At 43.8% G+C, this 12990-nt stretch carries 12 protein-coding genes; 10 read left to right on the plus strand and 2 right to left on the minus strand.

All coding sequences use genetic code 11. From position 1 onward, the window contains the following. The first annotated feature begins 2 nt into the window (after nt 1-2). The 9 genes from ORJ00_RS07290 to ORJ00_RS07330 all read left to right on the plus strand — a co-directional run bounded on the left by ORJ00_RS07290 (nt 3) and on the right by ORJ00_RS07330 (nt 8291). Nucleotides 3-2237: an exonuclease domain-containing protein gene (locus tag ORJ00_RS07290; protein WP_306139404.1), complete on the plus strand. Its 2235-nt coding sequence runs from the start codon at nt 3-5 to the stop codon at nt 2235-2237. Between the two features lie 258 nt (nt 2238-2495). Further along, nucleotides 2496-2876: a hypothetical protein gene (locus tag ORJ00_RS07295; RefSeq protein WP_306139405.1), complete on the plus strand. Its 381-nt coding sequence runs from the start codon at nt 2496-2498 to the stop codon at nt 2874-2876. Nucleotides 2877-2976: 100 nt separating this feature from the next. Beyond that, nucleotides 2977-3441, plus strand: coding sequence for a hypothetical protein (locus ORJ00_RS07300; protein WP_306136523.1), 465 nt, complete (start codon nt 2977-2979; stop codon nt 3439-3441). A gap of 29 nt (nt 3442-3470) precedes the next feature. Further along, nucleotides 3471-4229 carry a hypothetical protein gene (locus tag ORJ00_RS07305; RefSeq protein ID WP_306139407.1) on the plus strand — a complete coding sequence of 253 codons (759 nt, stop codon included), beginning with the start codon at nt 3471-3473 and terminating at the stop codon, nt 4227-4229. Between the two features lie 91 nt (nt 4230-4320). Next, entirely contained in the window at nt 4321-4743 is a 423-nt protein-coding gene (locus tag ORJ00_RS07310) for a GNAT family N-acetyltransferase (protein WP_306139408.1), read from the plus strand. A 108-nt stretch (nt 4744-4851) separates the two neighbouring features. Continuing rightward, the gene (locus tag ORJ00_RS07315; RefSeq protein ID WP_306139409.1) at nt 4852-6333 is read left to right on the plus strand and encodes an amidohydrolase family protein; all 1482 of its coding nucleotides are present in this window, start codon (nt 4852-4854) and stop codon (nt 6331-6333) included. Nucleotides 6334-6362: 29 nt separating this feature from the next. After that, nucleotides 6363-6788 carry a hypothetical protein gene (locus ORJ00_RS07320; protein WP_305977831.1) on the plus strand — a complete coding sequence of 142 codons (426 nt, stop codon included), beginning with the start codon at nt 6363-6365 and terminating at the stop codon, nt 6786-6788. 142 nt (nt 6789-6930) lie between these two features. Beyond that, nucleotides 6931-7539, plus strand: coding sequence for a hypothetical protein (locus ORJ00_RS07325; RefSeq protein ID WP_305977832.1), 609 nt, complete (start codon nt 6931-6933; stop codon nt 7537-7539). Between the two features lie 380 nt (nt 7540-7919). Continuing rightward, entirely contained in the window at nt 7920-8291 is a 372-nt protein-coding gene (locus tag ORJ00_RS07330) for a hypothetical protein (RefSeq protein WP_306139410.1), read from the plus strand. A 58-nt stretch (nt 8292-8349) separates the two neighbouring features. Here ORJ00_RS07330 and ORJ00_RS07335 read toward each other — a convergent pair whose 3' ends face one another. Next, complete coding sequence (locus tag ORJ00_RS07335) at nt 8350-11397, minus strand: M6 family metalloprotease domain-containing protein (protein WP_306139411.1); 3048 nt, start codon at nt 11395-11397, stop codon at nt 8350-8352. A gap of 293 nt (nt 11398-11690) precedes the next feature. Continuing rightward, on the minus strand, nt 11691-11840 hold the full coding sequence (locus tag ORJ00_RS07340) for a hypothetical protein (protein ID WP_306126250.1): 150 nt from the start codon (nt 11838-11840) through the stop codon (nt 11691-11693). Nucleotides 11841-12009: 169 nt separating this feature from the next. Between ORJ00_RS07340 and ORJ00_RS07345 the strand changes: the two genes are divergently transcribed. After that, entirely contained in the window at nt 12010-12948 is a 939-nt protein-coding gene (locus ORJ00_RS07345; RefSeq protein WP_306139412.1) for a YihY/virulence factor BrkB family protein, read from the plus strand. Nucleotides 12949-12990 lie beyond the last annotated feature (42 nt).

The raw sequence follows: 12990 nt of genomic DNA on the forward strand, positions 1-12990 counted from the left end.
TGATGGCGGAATTACGCAAAGAGCTCGACAGCGGTTATTACCTGCAGCACTTTAATGAATTGCTGAAGTTTGTCGCAGAACATTACCAGCCCGTGTTAAGCGCCAACAGTAGCGCCTTTATCCATGATTTTAATAGCTTAACGGAACCCGCACGGCAATTGCTGGTGCGTATGCTTAACCGCAAAGGCACCGTGTTTAGTGATACTGAGCTTAGCTATGCTGAAATTGGCGCAACAGCGCCGTTATTAGATGAGCTGATTGCCGCTGCTTTTGTTGCGCCGTTAGCGACGGACAACCTGGCCGACTTTTGGCTGCGGTTAACAAAAGACACGCTATGGCAATTACTGCAGCTGGCGCAAAGCGAATTGGCTGAGTCCACAGGTGCGAAAAAAAGCCAGACCAAGCCACAGTTATTGGGCACAGCGTTAAAGCTACCCGTTGATTGGTTAGCATTGATTCACCAGTTGCCGCAGCGTTATGTCGCGTTGCAGCGCCAGGATGCATTGAACTACCTATATTTTCTCTATTTTGGCCGTATTGAGGCCAATTTATCGTTGTTTACCCTGCGTGACTTAGGTATTCGTCAAACCGGCCAGTTTAAACAGCAGTTTAGGCCGCGTTTTACTGATGCTAATCAGGCACAACTGGCGTATCAGCTAGCCAAAGCCAAGCCCGCCATTATTGAGCTTGGCAAGCAGTTAAAAAAACAGCCCGACAACGCCGAAGCATTGTTAAGCCACTGGCTGGTTGAAGTGACAGCCTGGCCGCTGCCTGACGATAACGCGCTACTATTAAAACGTAGCGAACGCTGTTATCAGCTGGGTAAACTGGCCGAGCAATATAAACTCAACACGCTGGCTATTGCCTTTTACCAGCACAGTAATGGTTTCCCGGCGAGCGAGCGTTTGGTGCGGTTGTACTATTCACAAGCGGGGCAGGTTGATGGCCATCTGGTAGCATGCCAACAGTATTTGCAGCAGCTACTAGACGACCCCAGTTGCGACGAAGAATGGCTGTTTGCTGAAGACTTTTACCGGCGTAAGTTTAGCCAGGATATGACGAATAAGCGCCGCTCGCAATTAACCCAATTATTGCAAGACGCACCGCTGGTGGGTGTAGACGAGCTGTATTTAGGCAAAGCCGAGCAGGGCTTAATGGCGTATTACCGCGATAAAGGCTACAGCGTATTTCATGGCGAAAATAACCTCTGGCTGGCGCTGTTTGGCCTGTGGTTTTGGCATGAACTATTTGAGCACAGCGACAGCGCACTGCATAACCCGTTTGAACGCCGGCCACGCAATTTAACCGCCGGTGGCTTTTATCAGCAGTTTGAACAGGTGATAGAGCAAAAGCTAAACCAGCTGGCACAGCCAGGCGCAGCCACTACACTGCTTAGCGCTTTAACCGCACACTATGGCAAAGCTAACAGCCTGTTTTACTGGCATAGCGATTTAGCCCAGCAGCTATTGCCACTATTGCAACATGCGCCCAAGGCTGGTGACGAAAGCGCATTAGCGCCAATACTGCGCGCCATGGCGCAGGACTTCTTCCGCCACAGCAGTGGCTACCCGGATTTATTGCTAATTAAAGATAATCAGCTTGAGTTTATTGAAGTAAAAGCCCCCGGCGATAAAATACAGCGCCATCAGTTAGCCCGCTTGCTGTCGCTGAAAAACGCCGGTTTTAATGCCCGCATTGAAAAACTGCAGTGGATAGTCGACCCAAACCGTATCTATGTGGTGCTGGACGTAGAAACTACCGGCGGTAAAGCCGGTACAGATAGGGTAACCGAAATTGGCGCGGTAAAAATGCAGGCCGGCGAAGTGCTGGGCACCTTTAACACCCTCATTAACCCTGAACGCCACATTCCGTCGTTTATCCGCCGTTTAACCGGCATTAGCGACGCCATGGTAGCAGTTGCACCTAAGTTTGCCGATATCGCCAACCAGCTCAATGAGTTTTTACAAGGTGCGGTGTTTGTTGCCCACAACGCCAAGTTCGATTACGGTTTTATCCGCGCCGAACTGGCCCGCTGCGACATTACGCTGGACATGCCGCAGCTATGCACCGTCGTTAATATGCGCCGCTACTATCCGGGGCTGCAATCATACAGCCTGGGCAAACTGTGCGAAGAGTTTGAGATTACACTCACCAACCACCACCGCGCGTTAGCCGACGCCACCGCCACCGCAGAATTGTTAAAGCTGATTAATGCCAGGCGCACCGTCACAGAATAAGGCTGGTAGCTGACGTGTTTCCGCGACAAAAAGCACTGTATAACCATGCAGTTTTCTCGTCTGAGTTTTTTATCTGCAACTTGCGGGTTTAAAACCCGTATTCTGCTGCAACATAAATTGCTACAATATAAAAATGCTTGATTTACATTTGGCTAGCAGAATAGACTGGATTCAATTTTGGAACTTGCGGGATCAGAAACATGCAACTCGCGGGTTTTGGTCCTTTGAATAAGCTGTTAGTAATCAAGGCGAAGACCGATGAACAACTCTATGCAACTAGGTTTTATGTCAGTTCTACTAGCGCTAGTTATGTACTTTGCAATCCTCAGCTTCCAGGAAGATGATTTAGGCTTGGAGATATCTACAAGTACAGAATGCCCGGGCACGTGTTGTCTAACTCGTTGCGAGACTCATAAAATTGAAGTGGTTGATGCGCAAAACTTGCGCTTTCAAGGTGTTCTGTTATCTCCTGATGAGTTTGCTAAACACTTATCTCAAGCTCACAACGATTGTGAAATCCAACGTATTAATGTTTTGGCGGCATCAGATATAAACCATGACATAGTACTAGATATCAGTAATAGAGTGCGGAAAGTTGTTCCAAACATTGTTATCGCATGGGATAAACTTGATTACTAACAAGGCGCTATTGTCGCCACTGTCGTGGCTGGGACGGCTTACGCTGCGCTCCAGCCGCCCCAAAGCTTTGCGTTAGGGCACATAAATAATCAGGAGCATCATGAATAAATTAGTTTTTCTATTGATTGGCTTTGTACTTACTGCATGTCAAACCGTACCTCCAATTTACTACGAACCACCACCTGCTGAGTTACTCGAAACTGCGGCTTCAATAGTTGGTACACGTGTAAAACCAGATAATATTTTCCACGACGATGAAACAACATTTGTTCTGGCTATTGATGGTCTACCAGTTAAGGCATCAAGAGGGAACTTTGATAAACCTGTTTACATATCACCCGGAATGCACACAGTTCAGATTGCAAATAAACAAGGAACTCTAATGGCAAATGTTGCCTTCAATATAGAAATTGAAAGCAAGGAAAAATATATCGCAAAAACGGAGGTTCTTGATTTAGAGAACGTACGAAGTTGGGTAGAAAATAGCAAAGGAGAGAAAGTCACCCCTGTCCTAGTAGGAGCAAGAATCAGTGGTGGTTCAGCTGTTATACCCATTATCATGTAGGTCGTCTAGTTCCGCGGCCCTAACAAAACGTGCAAGCGGGACTGCTAAAAGCGTGGCTTCGCAACAACGCAGCCCCTTCACTCGGCGTTAGAGTTTTCGATGATATGAAAGAGACACCTGCCATTGCTGGATTGCTGAAGTTTTTTTCTAAACAGGATTACCTAAATGATTTTTTACACGGTAATTTATTCTGCAATACGCCGCATTATTACCGGAATTGTCCTGAGCCGGGCGTATCTGATCGGTTTGAGGCGTGCATTGGCTACTTTAATAAATCACTTGGCCAGAGAGAGCCAACAATAATTTTGGATGGTAAATCACTCGATCTTTCTAAAGCAACTGAGGTGTTTACCTTCCTAGACCAGGACTACTATGATTCTTGGTTGAATTGCTGGTTTATTCTAGAAGTTCCGGAGTCCGAGCCAGAGTTAATTTCACTTAAAAAGGATTTGAACAGAGTCTTGGAAGAGTTTGGAGATGATTATGTGCTTTTGCCATCTGAGTCATTTATTCCTTTTCACAATTTGCTGTCGAAAACTGAACATAAAATGAGAACTGGGCCAGTAAAATATACGGATGATGATTTAACCAGAGGTCTTTTTAAAAAAAGACCAGAATTCAGTTACCAAAGAGAGTACCGCTTTGCGTTTGGTGAGTGCGATAAATCAGAGTTAAAACCGCTATGTCTGAATGTTGATGCTGATGCTGATCAGATTGCAAAATTGGTTATTAAAAAGCCCAAAATGAAATTCAAGATCGATGGTGAGATCCTTGACATTCTCGTCTAGGAACTCTAACAAGGTGCGTCATTCGCGGCCTGCGGCCGCTGCGACGCTCACAAGTTCGCGCGCATGCGCACGGCGTTAGGAAACTAGAACGATGGTTACATTTAGACCAGCTAAGGACTTAGCAAAAGCAGCAAACTTTACTTTGACGAATATGCGCCCATATTACGAACAATACTCTGTAGATTGGGATGAAGCTCAAATTGAGCAAATGACACAAGAGCTTGTGAACTTTGATATTTTGTTTGAAGAAAAGCTTGTTGGTGTCATTAGATTATCTTTCGACACTGAAGAGTGCTGGGTACGTGATTTGCAAGTGGATCAGAGTTATCAGAACCGAGGGATTGGCTCAATTGCTCTTGCTGAGGCGGAACGTCTGGCTAAAAATCACTGTTCTCACATTTTGAAACTTAGAGTGTTTAAAAATAGCCCTGCCATTCATTTGTATAAGCGGCAAGGGTTTGTTTTAACAAGTGAAGATGACAAAATTTGCTACATGAGTCGTGCCGTCTCCTAACAAGCAAATTTTATCGCCAGCAAAAAGCGCTGGCTGCGACGTCAACCCGCTGCGCGGCTTTCCGCGCTAAATTTGGGCGTTAGTCAAATCACAACAACAAGGGAAGTTATGCGTAAACATATCCTCATTGCGATTCTGTTTCTACATTATCCTACTTTCGCAAAAGAGAGTGTGCTGATTGAAAATGTGACCGTCGTATCATCGCACCTTCAGGGGCCATTACAAAAGGCGCATGTTCTTATTTCTGATGGACGGATAAAAACGGTATCGTCATCTAAGATTAAAAAAACAGTTGATACTCAGGTCATAGACGGGACTGCTTTATATCTAGCACCTGGAATCATGGATAGCCATGTTCATGTTTCATCTATTCCTGGTATGGGGTTTGGCGTGGAGCCTGTGGCGCAAAAGAATGTCGCACTTGCTGAAAAATACTATAAACAGCAACCGTATAGCTTTTTGTATTACGGTGTTACTCAGGTGGTCGACCCAAATCCTGGGCTTGAATGGACGAAATTTACTTCTTCTAAAGTACATCCTGATTACTATCGTTGCGAAGTCATCACCTCACGCTCAACGTTTCCTTTGGTAGAGAAAAATGATGAGCTGTCGAAATCCATGTTTTCCTATATTGTTGAACAGGACGTTGCTGAAACAGCACTGAACTCTCCTGAACAAATTGTTAAACGTATTGCTGAATCCGACGCATCTTGCATAAAAGTATACTTTGAAGATGGCTATGGTGATGAAAGTCAGTGGCCGTTGTTGTCTGACGATACCCTGAAACGTATTCGAAAATCTGCATTACAACATAAATTACCTCTCGTAGCGCATGCCAATGCATTGGATATGTATCAAAGAGCTATTGATGCAGAGGTGGATGTCATTGCGCACGGGCTTTGGAATTGGGGGGAGTTTTCGCGTGAGACTGAAGTAACCAAACCAATGCATGGCGTGCTTAACCAGTTAATGAGCAAAAGCATTGGTTACATGCCAACCCAAAGGGTAATTGCCGGACTAGGTGAACTCATGTTGCATAACTCACATGGTGTTCCTGAATTTAGTAAGGTAACGCCCAAAGAATTACTTGAGTGGTATAAGCAACCTTCGGCACAATGGTTTAAAGAAGAATTACGCGCAGGATTTGACGGACTACCCGACGAGGTTATTGCGCGAATCTTTTTAAAAGATCGGGTGGGGAAAGGTAACAAAATTCTACAAACCCTAACCGAGGCAGGCTATCCGCTGTTATTAGGTTCTGATTTTCCGGGAAGTCCTAGTTTTTCCAACCAGCCTGGTTTAACAACTTTCTTTGAGATGAAAGCAATGGCAGACGCCGGAGTATCTTTAGTTGCAATACTTGCAGCTGCGACCAGTAATAATGCGCGACAATTTAATATTGATAAAGATTACGGAACGGTTGAAGTTGGCAAGGTTGCAAATTTACTTTTGCTAAAACAAAACCCTTTAACTACCGTGGACGCTTGGAGCAATATCCACCAAGTCATCTTACATGGGGAAGTTTTTGATCGAGCAGATTTTGCTGCAGATACTATGGCTAACAAAGCATTGCAGCGGACAAGCCGGTGAATGCGGCTTTATAAACCTTCGAGAGTTTCATGGAAAGATTCGACAAATTAGATATTGCAGATGAAATGCTTGAAAGCGCAATCGAGTCATATTTAGATAACGAGAAGTATTTTTCATCTTTGCATTTAGCTGGAGCAGCACAAGAAATATATGGCAAATGGTTGCGAATAAATGGCGGGCAAGACTTCTCCACAATGATGCTAAATCAAGCAGAAAAGATATTTGACGAGCCTATAAATAGAAAATCTGTCAAGAAAGAAGATAAGCGCTCTAAGAACTCAATCAAACATATGGATAATAAGTCAGATCGCTTCACAGACCTTCAACCTCAGATGGACTCATTCATGGCAATCTCTGAAGCTGTAGCAGAGTATTTGATGTTGCAGAGACCTGAAACATCAAATATCACTAGGTTTAAAAACTATTTAATTAGCACTAAAGAAAACGGTTTATAACAAGTTTGTGCACAGGTCTTGCTTTTCGTTACACCTTTTGCCATTGCTACGCAATTGTACGGCAAAAGGTTTCACTACAATCAAGCCAGTGACAAAGGCGTTATGAAATATTCGGACAACCTCAGAATAATTGGAGAAAATAATGTTTAGAGAAATTGAACAAATAGAGAGCACATTGGAAGCTAGTAAAAAACTAGTAACACTTCTGAATAGTAAAGGTATTAAGACAAAACCTGAATTGTCTGAAGCGTTTGAAAATATATCTTCTCTCAAAAGTTACATTGAGAAAAATTGTAAAGAGGATATTCAAGAACACTTTGATGGTATGGACTGGGAGATAGAAGGCAATCTTGGTTTAACTCTTTTAATGTGTATAGTTTTGCCAGAAAATTCTAATAGATTATGGTTTGAAAGCTATGACGATGGAAGTGAGGAGGAGATTACTGAAGATTTACTTAATGAGATAGCGGGCTCCACAAACGGAGAATGGAAACTTGATAATCTTGACGTGGAGTTTGATGAAGATGAAGAATCTCTCCGAGTATCTTTTAGTTCTTTTGGTGAAAAACATGAATGGGAACTTGAATCACCAATCGTGGATGAGTTAGTTTTTGAGCTTAAAAGCTTCTCTGATAAATATCTTAAAAACGGAAAACTATTCATTAATCCAACCGAAGAAGAAATCCCTATATTTTATCTCCCTGAGTTAATCGTAAACGAGATGAATGAAGAATACTCCGTCGAGTTTTGAGTGTCATTACCGGAAAATGTTGTGGATTCATTACTCGCGCACTCGTAATGAAATGCAAATATAGACGTTGAGCCTAATTCGAATCAAAAGGGGCATTGTCTGAGGGAGCCCCACGAATTTAATCAAAAGGGTCAGCGTCATTGATTTGCAGCAGCGAAGTATTTTTAGCTGGAATATCAACGCGCTTGACCCGATTAATCTAACCATATCGAACAATTAATGCGTTAGCCTAATGGCTTTTTTTTGCGCAAGGGAATGGTTATCTTCGATACACTGTTTTTCTAAAATGGTCTGCGCAATGCTCAGTGGTTACGACGTGGGCAGGTTTAAGTTTTTCTGACCCATAATATTATTAGGCAATAAAAAATAGGGAGCACACTATGCGCCTGATTAGTGCAATCTTGGTTATGATGTTATTTGCTGCTTGTCAGCATCCTCAAAGCCCACAAGATCCGGCCAAAGAAAATGCAAACGAAGTTATTGGTGCAAACGAGACCATAAACCCGATTGCGAAAAAGGCCTTAATCTGGCAAAAAGCTACGGTTGTTTTTATTCCTCATTCAGGTGGCTTTTATGGGCTGGTCACAGAGAAAGGGGAAAAGTTGCTGCCATTGAATCTGCCCGATAATTTCAGAATAGACGGAATTGTCATCAATGTCTTCGGCCACAAGGCTCCCAATGTCATTACGTCCGTCAATTGGGGCTCGCCATTTGATGTTAAGCAAGTTAATTTACGAATAAATAAAAATTAGCGATACAGTCTAAAAAAGAAGCAAAACGACAACGCATTTTGCTTCTCTACTTTTATGATTACTTACTTATACTTTGTTCCCTTCGCCATAGTACTAGCGCAGATATCAATAGTAATAGGAATCCACTGGTGCCGCCACCTGAGCTGCCAGAAGAATCACCATTGGATCCGCCATTGTCAGTGCTTGTGTTTCGGACGGTAATTGAGACACTATCGACTGCTTCTTCCTCACCATCTGAAACGTTGACCTGGAAAGTTAGAGTCATATCTGATGAGACCTGAGGAGCAACAAATGAGGCAGTCAGAGAATCACCGCCAGATAAAGAAACTGTTGTACCTGCCGTTTGTGTCCAGGTGATTGTTAAAGCATCTCCATCTGCATCATCTGCGGTTGCACTGATAGTGACGGAAGTGCCTTCGTTAATTGTTTGAGCCGTGCCTGCAGATACTGTCGGTATTCTGTTTACGTGCTTCACCGTGACCCGAACCGTATCTGTGACTGTTGCCTCACCATCAGAAACGGTTAGCTTAAACTCTAACACTTGGTCTTCAGTGACTTCAGGTGCAGTAAATGACGGGGTTAATGTCGTGTTATTGTTTAATGACACGACAGCGCCACTTAATTGTGCCCAATTGACCGATAAACTATCACCGTCGGCATCATTTGCAACACCCGACAAATTCACAACACTACGTTCGTCTGCTGCAATATCGTTACCGCCATTAATTTGAGGAACTGTATTACCGGATAGTTTCTGCTCAACGCCAAAATGTGCCAAATAGGTATTGTATACTGCAGCTTTATCTTTGTTTGCCAGATAACGTGTTAAACAACTGGCTATAACGACCTTAGCATTTGCAGCACCAACTGTTTTGCTTTGTGCGCACGAGCCAGAAACGTCTAACCATTGAGCTGCGTCACTGTCGTAATAACTGCCCGTGCCAGTCAGTAAATCTGTGGTTTCTTGCTCACTCCCAGACTCAAACAAGTCAGCGGAAATCAGTCGGGGATTAGAACTTAAATCTGTATCAACCGTTTTATTATCAAACAAGCTGTCACCGCTAACTCTGTTTAAATTAATTCCTGATTGCGCAATGCCAATATCAAAGAGGCTCTGCAAGGCAGAGGTTAAGCCAAAAACACCTTCTCCTTCTAAAATCAAATTACCGCCTTGCGTCAGGTAATTTTCAATAATTGCAATTTCATCGGTTGATGCTGCTCTGCCGATGAATGTTGATGAAGACACACCGCCACCAACATCTGTCCATGGGCTGTTAACTGCACCAAAATTTAAGTGAACAACAGGAAAATCCTGCACTGAAAGTGGCAGAAAATACTCAGAGTGAACAACACTCATTCCAGCTTTAGCCATCATATCGTTAAGTGGTTCATCTAACTCTGCGTCAAGATTAATGAGCAAATTACTTGGCTGGCCATCTAGATAAACAATGTCTCTAAATTCAGTGCTTTTGTAGCCCTGTTGATTAGTTGCTACTATTTTGAGCTCTTGTGAACCTTTATTGAGCAGGTCATTAGTTAAATCTAATTCAAAAGGAGAGGTGGCGGCAAAGCTGTAAACAAGTTGGTCATTGGAATATAGTTCCAGTTTGTCCAACTCAGTTGGTGTATCAACATTAATGCTTATGCTTTGCCCTACTCGTATTACTGATTTATCGCTGATATTTTCAATAGTAAACCGGGGAACCGAAGGATATACCTCGGCATTCAGAGCAATATTTGCCTCTGAATGATTTATATTTGTTAGCGCTACACCACTGTGCTCACCATTATTTAAATGGCTTTGAGGCCGGCTATTTGGCGAAAACTCATCACCTGTGGTAAAAAAATCTTCTGCGTCAGCTCCATGGCCATATAACTCAATTTCATTGAGTCCATCTGCTTGCACTAATCGAATTAACTTATCATCACTAAAGCTGTTATTATTTTCAAACCAGCCCCATTCATTAATTGTTGCATCTACATGCCATACAACCATGCCGTCATTAGGTAGATTTTGATCATTCGCGTTTCTGTTTCGATATTCAACAATATAAAACTCTTCCCATTTACTATCTGCCGTAGCATCTTTGTTTAGCAGAAAAGCGCTTGGCTTTTCGCTAAATGGTAATAAAGATACATTCTGAGCGCCGCTGCCAATTACTGTTGGTGTTAACCATCCCAACACATATTTGCTGAAGCTGTTGTGATCATGATTGCCCGCCATCTGGTCCATACCACCTAAACCACCTTTGGGGCCGATATCATCGTTGTAGTCGTAATAATCTGGCAGACCTAAAGCATGTCCGGTTTCATGAATTAGCGTTGATGGTGAAAATGGCCCTTCGTCTTCCTGATATGAAATTTGTTGCCAAGATATGTTACTTAAAGTTTTGCCGTCTACAGTAAAGGAATCGTCACCAAACCCAGAGAAAGTTCCCCACCACAAACTTGCCCACTCTCCGGTTGGGCCTGTCCAAATTACTGCCGCGTAGTCTATGTCACCATCATTGTCATTGTCATACTGACTAAAGTCGTGGCCCTGAGCTTCATGGTAATTTATTGCATCTTTGATAATGCGTTGCCACACTTGCCACCAGGAATTGTTACTATCCTCCAAAGGTCTATTGTAGTCAGTTTTATACCAGTCTAAAACGTTACCCTGAATATCAAGTTTGTTGTAAGAAGATCGCAAATAGAAGTTGCGTTGACTGTCATAAGGAAACTCTTCTGGATTGCCAGCGCCAAAAATTCGCTCGTGAACTGACTCGCGGGTGTTAGTGCCATTTTTCGGATAATCTGGAAACTCAACCAGCAATACCAGCATTTTTGGTGAGCCAATACTGGGGAAAGCGCCATCAATGGGCGTTGGTCCTTCATCTAAGGTGTTTAGGGCTTTCTCTTTTCCGGTAAAGTGATTCTTAGCAAAAGTTCTGACTAAAGCAGGGTTGAAATGGTGATTATTAAGCGACTTAACCGCCTCAACTCTTTGCTCATAGGTTCCGTCTTGTTTGTACTTGCTAATTTGCTCTTTGGTTGGAGGTTGTGTTGCGTATAGTGCTGGTGCCAACATAGCAAGAATCAACGGCAAAAAAGTTTTATTAAACATTATTCATCCTCAAAATATAACATCACTTTAAATCCCTGCGTTTTTCAAGCTAGTTTTCACTATTTAAGCCGGTTCTGCTTAAGGAACAACGCTATCATTTAGAAGGTATCCCAATCTAACGAATCTAACAATACTTAAGTATTCCTTTAAAGCTGTATCTGAAGAACAATTGCCAAAATGAATTGAATAATTATGTAGAAAATTTTCACATAAAATGTCGATGTTCAATGCTAACTACTTATTGTATTAGGAAAGTTTTGATTTTAGTTGGAGAAAGACACCTTTTCCAATTATTAATTCAAGTTCAATTGGGCCCACATTGGTGGTGCAACGATAGTGATGCCTTCTGCGGCGTAACCGTGCAGATCTTTTGCCCGGGGCAGTTCTGCCGATTTTAATTCTGGCGTGCATGCCCCGGCTGCATAAATCGTTAAATGATGCATAAAGTTCTCCTTAATGGTTTAAAGTTGAAAACAAAGGGCGCACAGTGTGTGCTACAGGCTGACTCAATACAGAGGCCACACTAGCTATATGGTGTGAATTTAAGTGGGCTTTTAAGTGAATTAATTGTAATAGCGCGACATTGGCTACTATACGGAGGAATTTTTCACTATGGTTTTCCGGTTTTACAACAAACTCCCTGCTGTGGTGCGGCACTGGCTGGGTATTTTTGGCGCTGCGCTGCGGCACTGGCTGGCTAGCCAGGCTTTTATTTACGCCGCCGCTTTGGCGTTTTTCACTGTTTTTTCTATTGCGCCTATTTTGGTCGTGGTGGTGGCTCTGGTTGGGCTTATTATCGGTGAGAGCGCTGTTCAGGGGCAACTCTTCGCGCAGCTCGAAGCAACACTGGGTACGGAAGCCGCCGGGGTGGTGCAGACGGCGGTGAGCAATTCGCAGATTGACCAAAGTGGCGTCTGGCCGGCGTTAATCGGCATCGTGGCCACCATAGTGGGTGCCACCACGGTTTTCGCACAGATGCAGCAGTCGCTGAATCAGATTTGGGATGTTGCGCCTCGTCCAGCCAGAAGCAACCTGTGGATCTTTATCAAGAGCCGTTTGCTGTCGCTGACCATCATTCTGGCCATCGGCTTTATTATGTTGGTTTCGCTGTTATTGTCTGTGGCCTTGCGCAGCATAATGGTGTTCGCTGAGGAATGGCTGCCGGTTCCGGGTTGGACAATGGTAGGCATGGAATTATTGCTGTCGCTGCTGGTGATCACTTTGTTGTTCGCGGCTATGTTTAAAATCCTGCCCGATGTTCGGCTGTCCTGGCGCGACGTGCTGCCAGGTGCCTTTATCACCGCAGTGTTGTTTACGGCGGGTCGTTCTTTGATTGCCACTTATCTGGCTTATACTGCGACAGCATCGGCCTATGGCGCTGCTGGTTCTCTGGCACTGTTGCTGCTGTGGGTCAACTATTCCTCCATGATCCTGCTGTTCGGGGCCGCCTTTACGCGGGCCCACCTTGAGGGCAGAGGCGAAACTATCCGTCCGAAGAGTACCGCGGTGTGCGTGCATCGGCAATTGATCGAAGACGTGCCGCAAAGCTGAGGCGGTGCGAAGCAGATCCAATTGTTATTGCCGCGCAATTTC

The sequence above is a fragment of the Rheinheimera baltica genome, assembly GCF_030731985.1.
Lineage (GTDB): Bacteria > Pseudomonadota > Gammaproteobacteria > Enterobacterales > Alteromonadaceae > Alishewanella > Alishewanella baltica.